The 19,047-nt window shown below is 59.3% G+C and carries 19 protein-coding genes; 12 read left to right on the plus strand and 7 right to left on the minus strand.

Going from position 1 to position 19,047, the window contains the following annotated elements; all coding sequences use genetic code 11:
- The first annotated feature begins 107 nt into the window (after window positions 1-107).
- On the plus strand, window positions 108-1,982 hold the full coding sequence (locus Q668_RS02465; RefSeq protein ID WP_022988012.1) for a diguanylate cyclase: 1,875 nt from the start codon (window positions 108-110) through the stop codon (window positions 1,980-1,982).
- Here the strand turns inward: Q668_RS02465 and Q668_RS02470 are convergent.
- The gene (locus Q668_RS02470) at window positions 1,949-2,602 is read right to left on the minus strand and encodes an alpha/beta family hydrolase (protein WP_227498258.1); all 654 of its coding nucleotides are present in this window, start codon (window positions 2,600-2,602) and stop codon (window positions 1,949-1,951) included. The genes Q668_RS02465 and Q668_RS02470 overlap by 34 nt on opposite strands.
- Before the next feature lie 234 nt (window positions 2,603-2,836).
- Between Q668_RS02470 and ccoN the strand changes: the two genes are divergently transcribed.
- From ccoN to Q668_RS02515, 9 genes are all read left to right on the plus strand, one after another.
- Entirely contained in the window at window positions 2,837-4,267 is a 1,431-nt protein-coding gene (ccoN, locus tag Q668_RS02475; protein WP_022988014.1) for a cytochrome-c oxidase, cbb3-type subunit I, read from the plus strand.
- 13 nt (window positions 4,268-4,280) lie between these two features.
- Window positions 4,281-4,889: a cytochrome-c oxidase, cbb3-type subunit II gene (ccoO, locus tag Q668_RS02480; protein ID WP_022988015.1), complete on the plus strand. Its 609-nt coding sequence runs from the start codon at window positions 4,281-4,283 to the stop codon at window positions 4,887-4,889.
- Window positions 4,890-4,893: 4 nt separating this feature from the next.
- Window positions 4,894-5,079, plus strand: coding sequence for a CcoQ/FixQ family Cbb3-type cytochrome c oxidase assembly chaperone (locus Q668_RS02485; RefSeq protein WP_022988016.1), 186 nt, complete (start codon window positions 4,894-4,896; stop codon window positions 5,077-5,079).
- Window positions 5,076-5,966 (plus strand): cytochrome-c oxidase, cbb3-type subunit III, encoded by an 891-nt coding sequence (ccoP, locus tag Q668_RS02490; protein WP_022988017.1) that lies wholly within the window; start codon window positions 5,076-5,078, stop codon window positions 5,964-5,966. The genes Q668_RS02485 and ccoP overlap by 4 nt, the downstream gene beginning before the upstream one ends.
- Before the next feature lie 131 nt (window positions 5,967-6,097).
- Complete coding sequence (gene ccoG, locus Q668_RS02495; RefSeq protein ID WP_022988018.1) at window positions 6,098-7,534, plus strand: cytochrome c oxidase accessory protein CcoG; 1,437 nt, start codon at window positions 6,098-6,100, stop codon at window positions 7,532-7,534.
- 45 nt (window positions 7,535-7,579) lie between these two features.
- Window positions 7,580-8,095, plus strand: a complete 516-nt coding sequence (locus Q668_RS02500) for a FixH family protein (protein ID WP_022988019.1) — start codon at window positions 7,580-7,582, stop codon at window positions 8,093-8,095.
- A complete protein-coding gene (locus tag Q668_RS02505) occupies window positions 8,092-10,491 on the plus strand; it encodes a heavy metal translocating P-type ATPase (protein ID WP_022988020.1) in 2,400 nt (799 codons plus the stop codon). The genes Q668_RS02500 and Q668_RS02505 overlap by 4 nt, the downstream gene beginning before the upstream one ends.
- Window positions 10,492-10,526: 35 nt before the next feature.
- Complete coding sequence (gene ccoS / locus Q668_RS02510; protein ID WP_022988021.1) at window positions 10,527-10,766, plus strand: cbb3-type cytochrome oxidase assembly protein CcoS; 240 nt, start codon at window positions 10,527-10,529, stop codon at window positions 10,764-10,766.
- An 8-nt stretch (window positions 10,767-10,774) separates the two neighbouring features.
- Window positions 10,775-11,464: a sulfite exporter TauE/SafE family protein gene (locus Q668_RS02515; protein ID WP_022988022.1), complete on the plus strand. Its 690-nt coding sequence runs from the start codon at window positions 10,775-10,777 to the stop codon at window positions 11,462-11,464.
- Window positions 11,465-11,490: 26 nt separating this feature from the next.
- Here the strand turns inward: Q668_RS02515 and ttcA are convergent, their stop codons facing one another.
- Window positions 11,491-12,363 (minus strand): tRNA 2-thiocytidine(32) synthetase TtcA, encoded by an 873-nt coding sequence (gene ttcA, locus Q668_RS02520; RefSeq protein WP_227498260.1) that lies wholly within the window; start codon window positions 12,361-12,363, stop codon window positions 11,491-11,493.
- A gap of 191 nt (window positions 12,364-12,554) precedes the next feature.
- Between ttcA and Q668_RS02525 the strand changes: the two genes are divergently transcribed.
- Window positions 12,555-13,229: a DNA-J related domain-containing protein gene (locus Q668_RS02525; RefSeq protein WP_022988024.1), complete on the plus strand. Its 675-nt coding sequence runs from the start codon at window positions 12,555-12,557 to the stop codon at window positions 13,227-13,229.
- A 6-nt stretch (window positions 13,230-13,235) separates the two neighbouring features.
- Window positions 13,236-14,264 (plus strand): polysaccharide deacetylase family protein, encoded by a 1,029-nt coding sequence (locus Q668_RS02530; protein ID WP_022988025.1) that lies wholly within the window; start codon window positions 13,236-13,238, stop codon window positions 14,262-14,264.
- 4 nt (window positions 14,265-14,268) lie between these two features.
- Here the strand turns inward: Q668_RS02530 and Q668_RS02535 are convergent, their stop codons facing one another.
- Genes Q668_RS02535 through Q668_RS02550 form a run of 5 tightly spaced genes read right to left on the minus strand, consistent with a single transcriptional unit; the run spans window position 14,269 to window position 18,879 of the window.
- The gene (locus Q668_RS02535; RefSeq protein ID WP_022988026.1) at window positions 14,269-15,324 is read right to left on the minus strand and encodes a MalM family protein; all 1,056 of its coding nucleotides are present in this window, start codon (window positions 15,322-15,324) and stop codon (window positions 14,269-14,271) included.
- 23 nt (window positions 15,325-15,347) lie between these two features.
- Window positions 15,348-16,973 (minus strand): OmpP1/FadL family transporter, encoded by a 1,626-nt coding sequence (locus tag Q668_RS02540; RefSeq protein ID WP_036218974.1) that lies wholly within the window; start codon window positions 16,971-16,973, stop codon window positions 15,348-15,350.
- A gap of 38 nt (window positions 16,974-17,011) precedes the next feature.
- The gene (locus tag Q668_RS02545; protein WP_227498259.1) at window positions 17,012-17,677 is read right to left on the minus strand and encodes a transporter; all 666 of its coding nucleotides are present in this window, start codon (window positions 17,675-17,677) and stop codon (window positions 17,012-17,014) included.
- Window positions 17,608-18,021: a hypothetical protein gene (locus Q668_RS17400; RefSeq protein WP_022988029.1), complete on the minus strand. Its 414-nt coding sequence runs from the start codon at window positions 18,019-18,021 to the stop codon at window positions 17,608-17,610. Before Q668_RS17400 ends, Q668_RS02545 begins: the two co-directional genes overlap by 70 nt.
- A gap of 57 nt (window positions 18,022-18,078) precedes the next feature.
- A complete protein-coding gene (locus Q668_RS02550) occupies window positions 18,079-18,879 on the minus strand; it encodes a C39 family peptidase (protein WP_022988030.1) in 801 nt (266 codons plus the stop codon).
- Window positions 18,880-19,047 lie beyond the last annotated feature (168 nt).

Below are 19,047 nucleotides of genomic sequence, written 5' to 3' on the forward strand. Positions count from 1 at the left end.
CCGTCAGGAAAATGACACCTGGCCGGCCACGAAAGTTGAACCTGTTTAACGGTCGTTCTGGTTTGTTCTGGCTACACTTCCCGCTTTGCTGTTACGGGATGTTGTCTATGCTCAACCGAGCCTGTGCCCTGTTTGTATTGGCTTTGCTGGCCCTGTTCCGCCCGGAGCAGGCCTTTGCCGCCGGGCGCTGCACGGTGCTTGATGCTGCCAGTGCAGACGCCCGACAGCGCATCAATGATCACCTGTGCTTTTACAGCGCCCGCCCCGGCGACCCGGCCCACAGCGCCAGGTTTCCGGGCGCCTTGCCCGAGAACCTGCAATGGCAGGCGGCGCAGGGCCATGACCTGGTGTTCAGCCATACCGACGCGGTGTACTGGGTGACGCTCACGGTCCGTAACAGCAGCCCGCAACAGGCGTTCTGGTTCCTGAAACTCAGTTATCCGCTGCTGGATGAAATCACCTTCTGGCAACACACCCCGGACAATCCCGGGCAGTACACCGAACTGGAACCACCCCTGCAAACCGGTGATCGCTTCCCGTTTGCCAGCCGGGGCATAGATTACCGTTATTACCTGCTGCCCGTCACACTGGATGCACAGGAAGAACGCGCCATTACCCTCCGGATTCACAGCAGCGGAGCGCTCAATGTACCGCTGTCGCTGGTCACACCCGGTGAAGCCGTCGCCGAGAGCAACCACCTGACCCTGGTACACGGGCTGTTCTACGGTGCACTGCTGGTGCTGGCGGTGTTCAACCTGGTGTTGTTCTTCAGCTCCGGCACCCGCTACTACCTCTTCAACGCGTTCTACATAGTCTCCATGGCCCTGTTCCTGTTTGCCATGGGCGGGCTGGCTAACCAGTACTTCTGGCCCGACAGCACCGAACTGGCCAATCAGTCGATCCCCCTGGGGCTGGCCCTGTGTTCCCTGGCCATGGTGCTGTTTGGCGGGTCTTTCCTGGAAATCGAATCGGGCACCCTTGCGGGAAAGGCCATGCAAGTTCTGGCATGGACCTCAGTCGGCTTCCTTGGAGCCAGCTTTATTCTGCCTTACTCGAAAAGCATCCTGCTGAATACCTTCCTGATCCTGTCGGTGATTGCCAGCCTGTCGGTGATTGCCACCATTCGCTGGCGCCAGGGTTACCAGCCCGCGTTCTGGTATCTCGGCGCATGGCTGGTGATGGTGGTTGGCGCTTTGCTGTACGCCCTGGCCGCCTTCGGCCACCTGGGCGACTACCAGGCCCGGGAAGTCATGATGCAGGCGGCCATCGGTGCCCAGGTGGTGCTGCTGAACTACGCCATGGTGCAACGGTGGCGTCTGCTGAACCAGAAGTTGCTGGATATCGAACAGCAAGCCAGGACCGAACTGGAATTCAAGGTACACGAGCGCACCACCCAGTTACGCAACACCATGCAGGAACTGGAACAGGCAAACCGGAAACTGGCGTCTCTGAGCCTCAACGACGCCCTGACCGGGCTGCACAACCGCCGGCACATGGATAACATCATGCCGGAACTCTGTGCCGAGGCCCGGCGCACCGGCCAGCCACTGACGCTGGCGCTGGTCGACGCCGACCACTTCAAGCGGATCAATGACACCTGGGGCCATGATTTTGGCGACCAGTGCCTGAAGAAGATCGCCGACAACCTGGCCGGCCACGTTAAACGCCCCAGAGATGTCGCCATCCGGTTTGGTGGTGAAGAATTTGCCCTTCTGTTACCCGAGACAACGCCCGATGGCGCCGACACTCTGTGCCAGTCCATCCTCCAGGCCATGCGAACCACAGTAATCCGAACGCCCGATGGCACCAACCTGTGCCTGACCCTGAGCGCCGGCATTGCCGCCCTGCAACCGGGCGAAGGCCCCAGGGAGCTGTTCCGCCGGGCCGACGAAGCGCTTTACACTGCCAAGGCGGCAGGACGGGACCAGGTCAGGGGCGCGCCGGGCCCTCACGAAGCTGCGACAAAATCCGCCACAAACTGACAGGTATGGCCGGCCGCCTGCTGAATCAGGCTGGCCTGGGTTTCGGGATGCCGTACCGGAGGCTGGAAATCGTGGTTACCACCATCCAGCCAGACCAGCTTCGAAATCCCCGCAATCTCACCCTGAGCTGCCAGCTCATCCGGCTTGCCGAACGGATCCCGCGTACCCTGCACCACCATCAGCGGGCAGGCCACCTGCGAAAGGTGATCAACACGCCAACGGTCTGGCTTGCCCGGTGGATGGAAAGGATAGCCGTAACACACCACGCCACTGATACCCGCCACGGCTTCGCCGGCAAGCACCGAAGCCATGCGCCCGCCCATGGACTTGCCCCCGATCAGTAGCCTGGTTCCGGGCCCGACTTCCTTCCGGACGGCCGCCACCACTTCTGAAAAACACTCAAGCAATTTCGGCTGCCGGTCCGGCGGGCGTTTTTTGCCGTCTTCCCGGCGTTTCTGCATATAAGGAAACTCGAAACGGACACAGGCAATGCCCTGATCATCCAGGGCTTCGGACAGCGCTTCCATAAAGGGAGAATCCATCGGCGCACCGGCCCCGTGGGCCAGAATCATTACCATTTCGGCCTGTTTCCCATAGCCTTTGGTCTTAATCAGCTTCACATCGTTCACCTGTTACCTCTGAAGGGGTATCATTTGGCCACGCGCAAGTGGGTGCCTGTTGCTCTTTCAGGGCTTCTGAACCGGGAATGATTACCATTGCAACTTACTGGTAAAACTCCGGAATCCGGCGAATTTGACGGATATCAGGAGTTGATCTGAATCATTGCAAACAACTAACGGTTTCTCCATACTTGCGCCCGCATAATTCCCCATCCTGAACCCATTGGTAAGGCTATGAGCACAGTAAATGCAAACCTGACATACAACTACAAGGTGGTGAGACAATTCGCCATCATGACAGTGGTATGGGGTATTGTCGGCATGGCTCTGGGTGTGCTGATCGCGGCACAGCTGGTTTGGCCATCCCTCAACCTCGACCTTCCCTTTACCCACTTCGGCCGCCTGCGGCCGCTGCATACCAACGCCGTCATCTTCGGCTTTGGTGGTAGTGCCCTGTTTGCTACCTCGTACTACGCAGTCCAGCGGACCTGTCAGGCCCGTCTGTTCTCCGATGGTCTGGCAGCATTCACTTTCTGGGGCTGGCAAGCCATCATCGTGGCCGCCGCCATTACCCTGCCGATGGGCCTGACCTCGACGAAAGAGTACGCCGAACTAGAATGGCCGATCGATATCGCCATTGCTGTTGTCTGGGTTACTTACGCCCTGGTGTTCTTCGGCACCATCACGAAGCGCAGCACACCGCACATCTATGTAGCCAACTGGTTCTACGGTGCCTTCATCATCACCGTTGCCGTTCTGCATATTGGTAACAACCTGGCGCTGCCAGCGGGCGCATTCAAGTCCTACTCCGCTTACGCTGGCGTCACCGACGCCATGATTCAATGGTGGTACGGCCATAACGCCGTAGGCTTCTTCCTGACTGCCGGCTTCCTGGGCATGATGTACTACTTCGTTCCCAAGCAGGCCAATCGTCCGGTTTACTCCTATCGTCTGTCCATCGTCCATTTCTGGGCGCTAATCGCTACCTATGTATGGGCCGGTGGCCACCACCTGCACTACTCCGCGCTGCCTGACTGGGCACAGACTGCGGGCATGGTCATGTCACTGATTCTGCTGGCTCCGTCCTGGGGCGGTATGATCAACGGTATGATGACTCTGTCCGGTGCCTGGCACAAACTGCGTACCGACCCCATCCTGCGATTCCTGGTGGTTTCCCTGTCTTTCTATGGTATGTCTACCTTCGAAGGCCCGATGATGTCCATCAAGACCGTAAACGCCCTGTCCCACAACACTGACTGGACCATCGGCCACGTGCACTCCGGTGCGCTGGGCTGGGTTGCCATGATCAGCATCGGTGCCATTTATCACCTGGTTCCGAAGCTGTGGGGCCTGAAGGAAATGTACAGCACCTCCCTGATCAACGTTCATTTCTGGCTGGCTACTGTCGGTACTGTACTGTACATCGCCGCCATGTGGGTGAACGGCATCATGCAGGGCCTGATGTGGCGCGCCGTGAATGACGACGGCACTTTGACCTACAGCTTTGTGGAAGCACTGGAAGCATCCTACCCAGGGTACTTTGTACGCTTCATCGGTGGCGCCATCTTCCTGTCCGGCATGCTGCTCATGGCATACAACGTGTACATGACCGTACGTCAGAAAGAAGCCGTTGCAGAGGACAATGCTGCGGTTCAGGCGGCGTAAGGGGAGAGACCAGATGAGACACGAAATAGTCGAAAAGAACCTTGGTTTGATGATCGTACTGATCATCTTCACCATCAGTGGCGGTTTCCTTGCAGAAGTTGTGCCCCTGTTCTTCCACCAGCAGGTGAATGAGCCGGTAGAAGGCCTTGAGCCTCTGTCTGCGCTGGAACTGGAAGGCCGGGACATCTACATCCGCGAAGGCTGCCACGTGTGCCACACCCAGCAGATCCGTCCGTTCCGTGCGGAAACCGAGCGGTATGGCCACTACTCCGTTGCGGGCGAGTTCGTTTACGACCGTCCGTTCCTGTGGGGCTCCAAGCGTACCGGTCCGGACCTGGCCCGTGTGGGCGGTCGTTACTCCGATGCCTGGCAGCGCCAGCACCTGTACGATCCGCGCAGCGTTGTTCCCGAGTCCAACATGCCGGCGTTCCCCTGGCTGTTCGAAAACCGTGTAGATCACCAGAGCATCGAAGCGCGTATGTCTACGCTGCAGACTCTGGGTGTTCCCTACACCGACGAACAGGTTGCCAAGGCTTCTGCCGACATCGAAGGCAAGTTTGAAATCGAAGCACTAGTTGCCTACCTGCAGCAGCTGGGCACTGTGATTTCAGAGAAACGGTGAGCCAATGGATATCAATGAGTTACGCGGAATTCACACCTTTCTGGTAATGGCCGTTTTTCTCGGCATCGTGTGGTGGGCCTACAGCGCCCATCGCAAGAAGGCCAATGAGGAAGCGGCTCACCTCCCCTTCGACGACGAAGAAGTGGACAAGCGTACTCTCGAACAGGATAAAACGGAGAAAAAACAATGAGTACCTTCTGGAGCATCTGGGTCACTGTGATCGTGCTCGGTACTGTGTTCGGCTGCTGGTGGCTGCTTTGGGCAACCCGCAAGGGCCAGACAACCGACACTGAAACTGACCGCACCATGGGCCATGCCTTTGACGGCATCGAGGAATACGACAATCCGCTGCCGAAGTGGTGGTTCTACCTCTTCATCGCGACCTGCGTATTCGCCCTGGGCTACCTGGCCCTGTACCCGGGCCTGGGTAACTACAAAGGCCTGCTGGGCTGGACTTCCACTAACCAGTGGGAAGCAGAAGTTGCCGAGGCTGACGAGAAATACGGCGAAATCTATGCCCAGTACGGCAACACCGCCATTCCGGAACTGGCCCAGGACGAAGACGCCATGAAAATCGGCCAGCGCCTGTTCGCCAACAACTGTTCCGTATGCCACGGTACTGCCGCTCGCGGCCAGGTGGGCTTCCCCAACCTGACTGACGACGACTGGCTGTGGGGCGGCGAGCCGGACCAGATCCTGCACAGCATCGCCAAGGGTCGTAACGGCAACATGACGCCGAAAGGCGTGATGCCCAACATGACCAACGAGCAGGTTGACCAGGTGGTTAACTACGTTCTGAGCTTCAGCGGCCGTGAACTGGACGCAGAAGCAGCGAAAGCCGGTGAGCAGGTGTTCGCCCAGGCATGTGTTGCCTGTCACGGTGCCGACGGTACCGGCATGGCAGCCATGGGTGCGCCGAACCTGACCGATAACGTGTGGCTGTATGGTTCCACCTACGACTGGATCAAGGAGACCGTGGTAAACGGTCGCCAGAACCAGATGCCCGCGCAGGAAGGTCGTCTGACCGGCGACCAGATTCAGATTCTGGCGGCTTACGTTTACAGCCTGTCAAACTGAGTCAGACCCGGCCAGGCTAGCCCTGGCCCGGTCTTTTCAACCCTGTGCCTGCCCTCGCGGGTACAGGCTTGAGAAGATCAGCAGACCCGCCGAGGCCCGCTCCCAGCTTTACCCTATACCGGGAGGTACCCATGAGTAACGAGATTCCTGTCAAGCAGGTTGACCCATCTTCCGATCACTCGAACAAGAACAACAAGAAAGATGAGACGGTTGACCTCTACGCAAGCCGCGAGAAGATATACGTAAAAGAGGTAAAAGGCTTTTTCCAGAGAATCCGGAATGTCAGCCTGACCGTGCTCATGGGCATGTACTTCCTGTTTGTCTGGCTCACCCTCGACGGCCAGCCCCTGATCCACTTTGACCTGCCCGCCCGGGAGTTCCACCTGTACGGGGTCACCTTCTTTCCTAAAGATTTCTTCCTGCTCTCGGGCATGCTGATTATCAGCGCCTTCGGCCTGTTCTTCATCACCACCCTGTTCGGTCGCGTTTGGTGCGGCTACACCTGCCCGCAAACTGTGTGGACCTTTATCTTCATGTGGATTGAGGAGAAGGTGGAAGGCAGCCGCAACAAGCGGATGAAACTCGACAAGGCCCCCAACTCCCGGGAAAAAGTCACCAAGAAAACCATCAAACATGCACTGTGGCTGTTTGTTGCCCTTGCCACCGGCCTCACCTTCGTTGGCTACTTTTACCCGATCCGCGAACTGATCATTGACCTGTTTACCCTGCAGGCCAACGGCTGGGCCTACTTCTGGGTCGCCTTCTTTACCATTGCCACCTACCTGAACGCCGGCTGGATGCGCGAGCAAGTGTGCCTGTATATGTGCCCGTACGCCCGGTTCCAGTCTGTGATGTTTGACCCGAACACCCGGGTGGTCTCCTACGACCCGAACCGGGGCGAGCCGCGCGGCAAACGCAAGAAAGGCGTCGCACCGGATGAAGTTGGCCTGGGTGACTGCATCGATTGTGAACAGTGTGTGCAGGTGTGCCCGACCGGCATCGATATCCGCGACGGTCTGCAATACGAGTGTATCGGCTGCGCACTTTGTATTGATGCCTGCGACGAAGTCATGGACAAGATGAATTACCCGAGAGGGCTGATTCGCTACACCACCGAGAACGATCTGGAGGGTAAGACCTCCAAGCTGCTGCGCCCGCGTACCTTCGGTTATGGTGCGGTACTGCTGCTGATGATCGGTGCGGTGATCTTTACCGTGGCTACCCGTGTACCGGCCAAGATGGACGTACTGCGGGACCGTGGTGCACTGTTCAGCTTTAACGGCGAAGGCCGGGTAGAGAACTCCTACACGGTGAAGATCCAGAACATGTCGGAAGTGCCCCAGACCTTCGAACTGAGCGTTGACGGCATGGAAGGTATCCGGATCCTGACCGAAACCACCTTTACCATCAGCAGTGGCGAGAACCGCTCCCTGCCGACGGTTGTGGACGTTCCGCCGGAGTCTATTGTCGAATCCAACAACACCATTCGCTTCTTTGCAGAATCAGAGACAGATCCGTCCCTGAACCTGGAAACTGAAAGCCGTTTTGTTGGTCCAAGGCCCCGTTAACGACCCGTGCGCGGGTCTAAAGCCATCATCCGAGATTGAAGAGTAATGACTGATAACGCACCTGTTGCACCCTGGTACCGCCAGCCCTGGTTCTGGTTTCTGACCATTTTCCCGCTGGCGTCGATCATGTGGGGGATCACCACCCTGGTAGTGTCTTCCAGCCTGGACAACTCCATGGTGTCAGACGATTACTCCAAGGAAGGCCGGGGCATCAACATGTCCATCGCCCGGGACGAGCGCGCCGCTGAACTGCAGCTGGCCGGCGAACTGAGCCTGCAGGACAAGTCTGCCACCCTGATGCTGGATACCGCTGACGGTGCGGCAGACTATCCGTACCTGGTGTTCAACCTGTATCACCCGACCCTGTCCGGCCAGGACAAAACCGTTCAGTTCACCCGTGTGGCCCCCGGAGAGTACCGTGGCCAGCTGTTTGAGCAGGTCAGTGGCCGCTGGTATTACGACCTGCAGGGTCCGGACAACGACTGGCGGGTAAAAGGCGAAGTGCGCCTGCCCTCTTCCTCTCCAATCACCATTGATGCGAAAGGCAACGCCCAAGGGTGACCGCCCTGAATTGTTTCCATTGCGGAGAGCCAGCGGACGGTGATCCTCCGATCACGCTGGACCTGAACGGAACACAACAGCATTTCTGCTGCCAGGGCTGCAAAGCCGTGTGTCAGACCATCCACCAGGAAGGTCTGACCGGTTTTTATGACTTCCGTACCGAACCAGCGGTCACGCCCCGGGAACTCACCCGTGCCGAGGTTGAGCGCCTGAGGGAGCTGGACCATCCGCTGGTACAACAGTCCTTTGTTTCGCCCGTCAAAGCGGGACAGGAAGCCCAGCTGCTGATTGACGGGATTACCTGCGCAGCCTGTATCTGGCTGCTGGAAAACCACATGAAGCAGCAACCGGGTGTGCTGAGCTTCACGGTTAACCACACCACCCAGCGCGCCAGGCTGGTCTGGGCACAGGATCAGACCCGCCTGAGTGACCTGCTCATCGCCATCCATGAGCTGGGCTACACCGCCCGCCCCTACCAGGCAGACGAAGCAGAACAGGCCCTGAAGGCTGAACACCGTTCCATGTTGATCCGGCTTGCGGTGGCAGGCATTGGCACCTTCCAGAGCATGATGCTCGCGTTTCCGCTGTACTTCGAACTGATCAACGACCTGTCCAACGATTTTGTCAGCTTCTTCCGCTGGTTCAGCCTGCTGGTGGCCACCCCCGTGGTGTTCTACAGCGCCCGGCCGTTTTTCCGTAACGCCCGGCGCGACCTGCAATCCCGACACCTGACCATGGACGTGCCGGTAGCCATTGCCATCGGCCTGGCCTATGCCGCCAGCGCCTGGATTACCGTGTTCGGCGGCCACGAGGTGTATTTCGAATCGGTCTGCATGTTTACCTTCTTCCTGCTGTTGGGCCGGTACGTGGAAGTGCAGGCGCGATACCGGGCGGGGCTCACCGGCAATGCACTAGCCGGGTTCCAGCCATCAGTCGCCGCACTGGTAAAGGAAGGCCACGCCGATATCGTGCCGATGCACCAGGTCAAGGCCGGCGACATTGTCCGGGTACGCCCCGGGGAAACACTGCCGGTGGATGGTGAAATTGTTTCCGGTGAATCGACCCTGAACGAAGCTGCTCTGACCGGCGAGTATCTACCCGAAACCCGTCGCCCGGGTGACGCGGTCCATGCCGGCAGCGTCAACGGCGAGAACCCGCTGGATGTCCGCGTAATCAAGGCCGGCGCCCAAACGCGGCTGTCCGGAATCCTGCGGGTGCTGGACCGGGTCCAGTCCGAGAAACCGCCAGTGGCCCGGATGGCCGACCGCATTGCCGGCAAATTCGTTGGCCGTGTATTGATCCTGGCGCCGGTCGTCTGGATCGGATGGTGGCTGGCCGGCGCCGATAACGCGTTCGATATCACCCTGTCGGTTCTGGTGGTCACCTGCCCGTGCGCCCTGTCACTGGCTACGCCCACAGCAATTACCTCCGCCACCGTGCGCCTGCGCAAACTCGGCTTCCTGCCCACACGGGGCCACACCCTGGAATCCATGAACACCATCGACACGGTGGTGTTCGACAAAACCGGTACCCTGACCCGGGGCGAACTCAGCCTTAGTGGCCAGCAACAGTTCGGCGGCATGGACCAGGCAAGCGCCCTGAAACTTGCAGCCGGGCTGGAGAAGCATTCAGAACACCCGATTGCCAAGGTGTTTCACAGCCTGGCGTCTGTTCCGGTTAGCGACGTAACCAACCACCTGGGCGGCGGCTTATCCGGCATCTACAATGGCCAGCCGGTGTATATCGGCCACAAGAGCTTTGTCGCCGGGCACACCCAGGCACCCGCGCCGGAGTCGGCCCCCACCAGGGGTATGGAAATCTGGCTCGCCAGTGACACCGAGTGGCTGGCCAGCTTCCAGCTCGATGACCAGATCCGCGACGATGCCGGCAAAGCCGTGCGCGCCCTGCAGGACGCTGGTATCCAGACCATCCTGCTCAGTGGTGACCGCTCCGGCCACGTGCAGACCGTTGCGCAAATGCTGGGGATCGACCGGGCGATCGGAGAAGCCTCGCCGGAGCAGAAACTGGAGGTGCTGGATCAGCTACGGGCCGAGGGCCACCGGGTGATGATGGTGGGCGACGGCCTGAACGACCTGCCCTCCATGGCCGGCGCCGGTATTTCGGTGGCCATGGGCACTGCCGCCGACCTGACCCAGCTCAAAGCCGATGCGGTCCTGCTGAATGGCCAGCTTTACCAGCTGGTGGAGGCTCTCAACACCAGCCGGCAGACCCGCCGGATTATCCGCCAGAATATGATCTGGGCTTTCGGGTACAATGTCTGTGCGCTGCCCCTGGCTGCCGCAGGGCTGGTGGCGCCTTGGCTGGCCGCGATCGGCATGTCTGCCAGCTCACTCATTGTGGTGCTTAACGCCCTGCGCCTTAGCCGGAAGGCCTGAAACACCTGTCGCATTCCCCATGCAAGGAGGTTGTCGTGCACATTGTCATGTTCCTGGTCCCCCTGATGCTGCTTCTGGTGGCCCTGGGCGTGTTCCTGTTCTCCTGGGCCGTCAAGAATGGCCAGTATGACGACCTGGACGGGCCGGCCCATCGCATTCTGTATGACGACGATAAAGACATGATTCCGGATGATGCCCGCACTGACAAAAAAGCGGATCAGGAAGGACAGGCCAGCACCGGGGATTCTGACCAAAACCCCGATAACAAGGCCTGACCGGAACTATGCAGCCGGAACTTTACCTGAGCTATTCGAGCGCCTTCGTTATCGGCTTGCTGGGCAGCACCCATTGCCTGGGCATGTGTGGGGGAATCAGCGCTTCGCTGTCGATGGCGTTGCCGGTCGGCAAAGGGTTTCGCCTGCGCCAGACACTACTGCTGTTGGCCTTCAATTTCGGCAGGATTGGCAGTTACGCCCTGATCGCCACCCTCGTGGCCCTGCTGAGCACCCAGGCCGCCAGCCAATGGCGCTGGGCCGGCTTGCTGCTGATGACCATAGCCGGCCTGCTGCTGATTTTCATGGGTCTTTCCATGGGCCAGTGGTGGCAGGGCATACGCTTTGTTGAAAGGGTGGGGACGCCGGTCTGGAAGGCGTTATCGCCGCTGACCAAACGTTTTATTCCGGTCAATAATGCCGGCCAGGCGCTGGCCCTGGGGGCCCTGTGGGGCTGGCTGCCCTGCGGACTGGTGTACAGCACGCTGGGCTGGGCGGCGCTTCAGCCAACGGTGCCGGCCGCCGCCCTGACCATGTTTTTCTTCGGCCTGGGCACCCTGCCCTCGATGCTGGCCACCGGCTACGCCGCCAACTGGATTCGCGGCATCAAGAGCAATCAGGGCTTCCGCAAGATCAGCGGTGTCCTGCTGATCCTGTTCGGCTTGTGGACGCTACCGTTCCAGGCCTTGTTGATGCACTGATCCAACGGCCGACGGTTGCTGGCTGATCAGAGATTCAGCACGTCCAGCCGGCCGAAGTCCTGTTCCGGCTCCGCAGACTGCACCACCGCCTGGCGCTTGCCGCCCAGCCGCTTGCCTTCCTTGAAGTCGTACAGGTTTGGATCCGCCAGGTGCGATGGCTCTACGTTGCACAGGGCCCGGAACATGGTTTCCAGCCGCCCCGGATGCTGCCTGTCCCAGGCCTGGAACATTTCCTTGATCACCTGCCGCTGGAGGTTTTCCTGGGAACCGCACAGGTTGCAGGGAATGATGGGAAAATTCCGCAGTCCCGCATAGCGGGCAATGTCCTTCTCCCGGGCATAGGCCAGCGGCCGGATGACCGTGTTACGGCCGTCGTCGCTGTGAAGAACCGGGGGCATGGATTTCAGCTTGCCGCCATAGAACATGTTCAGGAACAGGGTTTCCAGCATGTCATCGCGGTGATGGCCCAGGGCGATCTTGGTAACACCGTGCTCTTCGGCAAAGTTGTAGAGAATGCCTCGCCGCAGGCGGGAACACAGACCACAGGTCGTCTTGCCCTCAGGCACTTTCTCTTTGACGATGCTGTAGGTGTCTTTCTCGATGATGTGGTATTCGATACCCAGCGACTTCAGGTACTCAGGCAGGATCTCTTCCGGGAAGCCCGGCTGCTTCTGATCCAGGTTGACGGCAATCAGCTCGAAACGTACCGGCGCGCTTTTCTGCAGGTTCAGCAGAATATCCAGCATGGCGTAGGAATCCTTGCCGCCAGACAGGCAACACATCACCTTGTCGCCTGCTTCGATCATCGAGAAGTCGGCAATGGCCTGCCCCACGTCCCGGCGCAGCCGTTTCTGCAGTTTGTTCAGCTCCAGTTTCTGGCGACGCTCCTGCTCGGACATCGGCGCCTGCTCGGCATTGGCGATCATGGCTTCGGACATTCTGTTGGCACACTTGCAAGGTAAATGAGGCAGCAATTATACGCGCCCCGATTGCCGAGTGACAGGGGCCCCGCGCTCGGTACTTTCCTAAGTGCGCCGCACTCCACTTCCCTCCACCCCGATGCTTTCACGTGCTGGCAGAGTGTCATACCATGGCCGCCATGAATTCACCCGCACCTTCCGCCCGACCGGATCAATCCCCGATCAGCCGCGATCAGCTCGCCTGGCTTGAGCAGCAGGCCGACCACCTGCAGGTGGCTGCCGAACATGAACTTCGGGCGGCAGGCGCTTGCGGGCTGACAGAACTGGCTTTGATCCGTGCATTACAGAGCCCTCGCTGGCAACTGATCGAGCCCGTTACCTTCAGCGACCCGACCGCGCTCTATCCCGTGCACTTCCTGCTGTTCCACGCCCTTTACCGGCTGCAATCGGAGCTGGCCCAGGCCAGTGAAACACTGGTGATTTCCCCGCTTCGATTGTGTATTTTGACGACCGGCTCCGGCAATACCCGGGCCCTGCCGGCAGAAGAAGATCCGCTCAGAAGCTTTTACCTGGATATTTCCCGGTACTTCCTGTCCGGCCACGATATCCGGGGCATGATGGAGCGCTTCCTGGCTGGCGTAACACTGGCCGGCAGCCCGGAGGACGTTCAGGAAGCCGCGCAGGTGCTCGGCTTTGATACACTGCCCGGCGACTTCGATACCGTGAAGCAGCGATTCCGCCGGCGGGTGATGCAAGCCCATCCGGATCGCGGCGGGCGCACAGAAGATATCCAGGAGCTGAACCGGGCGTTTTCCGTCCTCAAACGTCACTTTACCCGGCAATAGACTGACATGACCCGACTCAACCGATTCGCAGCTGCGGCCGTCCTTGGCCTGACAGTTTCCGCACCCCACGCCCTTGCCGACCTTGTTGTGCTGCAGTATCACCATGTGGCGGACCATACGCCTCCGGCCACCAGCACCTCCCGCTCATTGTTTGAAGCCCAGCTGGCCATGATCAGTGACTTGAACCTTGAAGTTGTGCCACTGCTGCCCGCAACCCGGCAGGCGCTGGCCGGTGAGGATGACAGCAACCGTGTTGCCATCACCTTTGACGACGCCTACGAGTCGGTCTATCAAACTGCCGCGCCATTGCTCGAACGTCACGGCCTGCCCTACACCATCTTTGTAAACACCGACGCCATCGGCAGCCGGGGCTACATGAGCTGGGAACAGTTGCAGGAGCTGGCCACCGGTGAACAGGTGACCATTGCCAACCACAGCACTGACCACGGCCACCTGGCCCGCAAGCCCGGTGAACCCGAAGCCCGGTGGCACAAGCGAGCAGAGCACAGCCTGGATCAGGCCCAGCGCACGCTGAAAACCAGGCTGGGGGTGGAAGAGCCGATGTTTGCCTACCCCTACGGTGAGTTCGACGAAACACTGGAAGACAAGCTGGAAGCCCGGGGCTGGCTGGGATTCGGGCAACAGTCCGGGGCAATTGGCCGCTACTCCCACAGCACCCGATTGCCCCGTTTTCCCATGGCGAACAGCTTTGGCCAGCTTGGAAGCCTGAAAGACAAGCTGCTGAGCAAGGCCTTCCCGGTGCCCGCCAGCGAGTTACCCGACGGCGTACTGGAAACCAACCCGCCGGAACTGGTGTTCGAACTGGGGGAAAAACTGACCGCAGACCAGCTCACCTGCTTTGCCTCCGGACAGGGCCGCATCGAATTCCGGACAACCGGCAACCGGGTCTCGGTGAAGGCACCAAAGGCATTCGACAGCCGGCGTTTTCGCTATAACTGTACCCACCCGGCAGGTGATGGCAGCTACTACTGGCTATCCCAGCAATGGCTGAACCTGGACGCTCCGGAAGACTGATCCCTTACTCTTCGAAGGTGGTCAAGCCGAGTTCACCGTATGGCACATGGGGAATCGCCACGGGGCCGTGATCGGCGTCATACACGGTTTGCGCGCGCAGGTCTTCGCTACGGGTGAGCACCAATAACCAACGCTCACCCTGCCCCGGGAATACCGGCACCCAGGCTTCCAGGTAGCCCCGCTTACGCCAGGTTTCCGGGTAATAATCCATCACCAGGTCGGTAATCAGGCGAACCGGGCGAAAATCCCGATCCAGAAACGCCAGTGTGGGCACGAACACGCCCTTGTGGGCGTAGGAGCGCAGTCGCGTTACAAAGCCATGGGTAAACTCACCGGAGGGCAAGGCCACCAGCTGGAAGGCGGACTCGCCACTGCTGAAATCATAAACCGGGGAATCTTCGGTGATACGAACGCCGAACTCCCTTCCCTCCTGCCAGTGCTGGAACTCCTTGTTGGATAACGCTTCACAGCAGTTACCGGCAAAGGTGGTCAACACGTTCTCCGGTTCACGCTCGATGCCGAGGACGGCAAAGGCATCCGGATCATGGCCGGCTACGGGCTCGGCCTCTCCGGATTCCTGCCGGGGCAGGTAAACGCTGGCGGGGGTCAGGTTCAGTGGCGCCATGTCCGGGTTACGTTCCCGCTCGGTGCGGGTATCCGGCTTGTAATAGCTGACCCGGACAATGCCGTTGGCATCTCGCCAGGTGTAATAGGGCTGCCGCTGCCCCGGCCGGATAAAACCGTCCCGGGCCAGCTCTTCGCCATCCGGGTAGTTTTCGGTGGTGTAGTCGCCGGCATCCTCAAGCTTGCTGGCAGCATCGGGCTCGCCCAGTGCCCTCTTGGGAGGTAAGCCCGCAGTCTCGGCAACGTCTTCTCTTTCCGGGCTTTCGGATTCTGATTCTGCTTCGGGAATGCGGGAGTAACGTACCTGGCCCTGTTCGTCTACCCAGGTGAAGTAACCGTCCCGCTGCTCGATGGGGGTTCCGCCCAACTGGCAGCCCGCCGACAGGGCCACTGCCAGAACACAGCCTGCCAACCGGACGGATCGCATCAGAACCATGACAAACTACTCCCCGGACTGCATCAGAATTTGGTACGGAAACTCAGCCCCGCCATCACAACCCGCAGCGAAGTCTTGATCTCCAGATCCGCATAGGGGTTGTAAATGATATTGGTGATGTTGTCACAGTTTACGTTACAGCTGCTGTCTGCCGGAATAGTCTCGATAGACTGCAGGTAAGACAGGTTCAGGTCGATTTCCGTGTCTTTGTCCCAGCGATACCCCAGCCCTACGCTGTACAGATTGGCTCCGCCGAACGGCGCCATGATGGAACGCTGATCGTCCGGAATTACCGAATCCCGGATCTCGACACCCGCCCGCAGGTCCAGTCGGGACGACACATGCAGCTCCGCGCCAAAGGCCCAGTTCCACTGGCTCTTGAAGCCCAGCGGCAGGCGCAGGCTGTCTGGCGTGGCGTTGTCCGGCGACAGAATCCGGGCGGCGTTCAGGAACTCCAGCTTGCGGTCGAACTTGAACTCGAAGGCGTCCCACTGGGCAAAGTCGGTCCAGCCGATGTCGGCGTTCAGGGTCAGCATCGGGTGCACATCCACGCTGATCCCGGTCTGGAAATGCTGCGGATACACCAGGTCCATACTGACGTTCCCGGCCTCCCGGGGGGCACCGGAAGGCAGGCTCAGAATAGCCGAGGTTATAGCCCCCAATACTGAACCGTTAACGCTTTGCCAGAACCCGGTCCAGTCATCGGTGTACTGGATCTCGAACTGGCCTTTCAGGTTCATGTCCGCTTCGGAGGTGTAGCTGGCACCCCAGCGGAACCAGTCCGTGGGCTCCCACATGACACCCAGGGCGTAGGTGGGCGAGATGGTTTCCTGCAAGTTCAGGTTCATCGCGCCGATATCGTCCCAGGGGCCCACGTTACCGCCACACAGAGCCAGCCAGGGTTGCAGGGGTTCGTCACCGCTTTCACAGTTGAAAGCGTCCTGCAGAACCTCTGCCACACCAATCAGCATGTTCGGTGCCCGCATGTACTGGTCTGCCGCAAACCCGAAATGGGACAGGTGAATACCGGCACCCACCGACCATTCATCGTTTATCTCATAGCCAACCGTGGGGGAAAGATAGGTTGTCCGCTGAAGCGTTGCAGCCTGGGGCTGGTAACGGCCGGGATCGTCTTTCTCCCGGTAAAAACCGGCGGCCATCGGCATATAGAACGCGTTGGCAAAGGTCAGCTTTGAGCCGGGTGGCTTGATACTGATACCAGCAGAGGGCGCTACCGCCGGCCCCGGCGGCAGCCGCAGAATGCCATAGCCGGGAACGTACAGGGCGACGTTATTGGTGTGGCTGTGAGTATTGGCCACCGGGTCCCGCTGCTTGCCGGTCAGGGGGTCTGTTTCCAGGCCTTTGATACCGAAAATCTCGTAGTCTTCATCCGCGATGAAGTCGGCATCAATATCCAGGTAGATACTCAGCACGTTGACTTCAAGCTGGCGACCATCCAGCTTGGTGAGGCCTGCCGGGTTGTAATGAATGGCCATCAAACCCGGGGGATCGGCGGTTACCGCGTTCCCCAGTGCCAGTGCCTTGGGGTGCAGCGTCAGGTTCTGGGTCATCTGCGCCTGGGCACCGCAGGACAGGCTTGCCGCGATCAGCGCTCCCAGAATGCGTCGCTTTTGACTAGGTTGTCCCATGAAAATCTTCCCTTCCCGTGAAACGTCTGCAGCTCCAATCACTCTTTGAGGCCGGAGAAATTAATGGGCAGGGATATACCCAGGGAGAAATCCGGGGCATCTTCGGTCAGGCCAATCCCCAGACTGGTGTTTACGATGGTCATATCACTGACCCGGGTACCCAGCGACATGCTCAGGAAGCCCGTCATCTGGTCCTGGGCTACGGCCTGGTCGCCGTTAGAGAAAGTCAGAACGGTCTGGTCGCTGTAGCTGACCTGGGCCGAGATACTCAGGGAAATGTCATAAGACAGTGAATAGGCAAAGCCCGCGGAGCCGGAGAGACCAAAGCCGGGCTCCACCTTCTCTAGCAGGCGGGCACCACGAACCTGTTCCAGGCCGTCTTCGGTCAGGTTATAGGTTGCACTGAGCGAACCGAACACCACCACCGGGTCCAGCACCTTGGACATACTCAGGCCGCCACCAACGGAGTAATAACCGCTACCGGTGGACAGCTGTTCCTTGATGTCGATCTCGTAGGGGCTGACACCGGTCTTGCTGTTCAGGGTGCCAAAGAAGGTAGCCGAAGCCTTGCCGGGTACGTAGGCAAAGGGCTGCCAGCGTGCCGTAAAGGAGATGTCGCCGAAGTCGTAGACATTCAGCTCGTCCTCGGTATCGTACTTGACCACCAGCGGTACCCGGGTACCAACCGTAAGGTTGTCCAGCAAGCCGTAGTCGTAGGAAAGGCATTGGTGAAGTTATGGGTCGCTGACGGCACCACATCCAGGTTGCGCACCGAACCATTGGTAATGGCCAGGTCCAGGCGCTGATCCCCGGTGTAGGAATAGTCGAAGGAATAGTTCAGGGAGTGAGATCCCTTCTTCTGCAACGAATAGTTCTTCTCGGCAGCCTGGAACACTTCCTCGAGCTGCTTGGTGGAATCTTCATCACCTTCCTGGCGTGACAGGGCTTCCCGCGCCTGGTCAACATTTCCGTCCTGGGCCATCGCCATGCCCGGAAGCACACCGGCCGCGGAAACAAGGATAAAACCTCGCACTAACCAACGATTCATCCTGACTCCCTACTTTTATTGGTTTTATTCCTGATCCGGGGAAAACCGCCCGGAAAATTAGTTTCGACGGTAGTAAAGCTGCTTACGGGTATTCTCAACGCTACCGTCAGGATTGTTCTTCTGGCGTTCCAGCAAGTTCTGGACGCGTCTTTCTGTGGATTCGGCGAACGCCGGCATCTGTTGGATAGCCAGCAGTGTCATGGTCTGGTCGTCTACAAAGCGCAGGTCTTCCTCTTTCAGTTCGAGGTTGTCCAGCGGCTTGTCGCTGCCCGGGAAGACGATGAACAGCACGTTGTCGTCCCACTTCTCCTGGAACTGGGCCACGGTAAAGGAAATATTGCCGACGGCGGGATCGGCCAGGTAAACCCGGTCATCCCGGATGGTCCGGAGCACTACGAAGTGTTTGAAGCCGGCGTGGTCGATGGGCACGATAGCCGGGTGATCCAGCTCCATCAGGTCGTCAATCTCGGCCTTGAAGCCGCCAGAGGGATAACCCAAAGCCGTCACCAGGCGCTTCATATCGAGCATGGAAAAGGCCCGGCGCTGGACGATGCGATCGCTCTCACCGTAATGCAGCAGCCCTTCCATCACCTGCCGTTCAGAGAGGGTCCGGCCAAGATAGAAATTGAGGACCGTGGTCAGTGCCGCACTGCCACAGCTGTAGTCGTAGGCCTGGCGCACGATGTTCCGGAACTTCTGCTCGACCAGGGGCTCCACCCGCACATCAGAGCGTTGCTCAACCGGGCTCGCATCCACCTTGTGCTCCAGCACGATGGTGCCCGGCTCGAACGGCTCTACCTCGGTGGCTTCCTGCACCATGGCGAATGTGAGAAGGGATCCGGCCAGCACCAGCAGCATTTTGCAAAGTTCCTGTTTTTATTGGATGTGCAACTTTCTTGGATGTGCAACGTCGGCGTTACATGTTGTAACCGTAAGATACCGAAATCGAATCGGGCTTAAAGATAACTGTGCCTCAAATCTGTAGCTGCAGGCGGGGCCAGCAGCGACAGTACTGAGAACTGGTTC

The sequence above is a fragment of the Marinobacter sp. ES-1 genome (assembly GCF_000475255.1).
In the GTDB taxonomy this organism is placed as follows: domain Bacteria; phylum Pseudomonadota; class Gammaproteobacteria; order Pseudomonadales; family Oleiphilaceae; genus Marinobacter; species Marinobacter vinifirmus.

Excerpts from the sequence above, each read along its gene's own strand:
- Q668_RS02465 (WP_022988012.1), top strand. The coding sequence starts at position 108 with ATGCTCAACCGAGCCTGTGCCCTGTTTGTATTGGCTTTGCTGGCCCTG.
- ccoN (WP_022988014.1), top strand. The coding sequence starts at position 2,837 with ATGAGCACAGTAAATGCAAACCTGACATACAACTACAAGGTGGTGAGA.
- ccoO (WP_022988015.1), top strand. The coding sequence starts at position 4,281 with ATGAGACACGAAATAGTCGAAAAGAACCTTGGTTTGATGATCGTACTG.
- Q668_RS02485 (WP_022988016.1), top strand. The coding sequence starts at position 4,894 with ATGGATATCAATGAGTTACGCGGAATTCACACCTTTCTGGTAATGGCC.
- ccoP (WP_022988017.1), top strand. The coding sequence starts at position 5,076 with ATGAGTACCTTCTGGAGCATCTGGGTCACTGTGATCGTGCTCGGTACT.
- ccoG (WP_022988018.1), top strand. The coding sequence starts at position 6,098 with ATGAGTAACGAGATTCCTGTCAAGCAGGTTGACCCATCTTCCGATCAC.
- Q668_RS02500 (WP_022988019.1), top strand. The coding sequence starts at position 7,580 with ATGACTGATAACGCACCTGTTGCACCCTGGTACCGCCAGCCCTGGTTC.
- Q668_RS02515 (WP_022988022.1), top strand. The coding sequence starts at position 10,775 with ATGCAGCCGGAACTTTACCTGAGCTATTCGAGCGCCTTCGTTATCGGC.
- ttcA (WP_227498260.1), bottom strand. The coding sequence starts at position 12,363 with ATGTCCGAGCAGGAGCGTCGCCAGAAACTGGAGCTGAACAAACTGCAG.
- Q668_RS02525 (WP_022988024.1), top strand. The coding sequence starts at position 12,555 with ATGGCCGCCATGAATTCACCCGCACCTTCCGCCCGACCGGATCAATCC.
- Q668_RS02530 (WP_022988025.1), top strand. The coding sequence starts at position 13,236 with ATGACCCGACTCAACCGATTCGCAGCTGCGGCCGTCCTTGGCCTGACA.
- Q668_RS02535 (WP_022988026.1), bottom strand. The coding sequence starts at position 15,324 with ATGGTTCTGATGCGATCCGTCCGGTTGGCAGGCTGTGTTCTGGCAGTG.
- Q668_RS02540 (WP_036218974.1), bottom strand. The coding sequence starts at position 16,973 with ATGGGACAACCTAGTCAAAAGCGACGCATTCTGGGAGCGCTGATCGCG.
- Q668_RS17400 (WP_022988029.1), bottom strand. The coding sequence starts at position 18,021 with ATGAATCGTTGGTTAGTGCGAGGTTTTATCCTTGTTTCCGCGGCCGGT.
- Q668_RS02550 (WP_022988030.1), bottom strand. The coding sequence starts at position 18,879 with ATGCTGCTGGTGCTGGCCGGATCCCTTCTCACATTCGCCATGGTGCAG.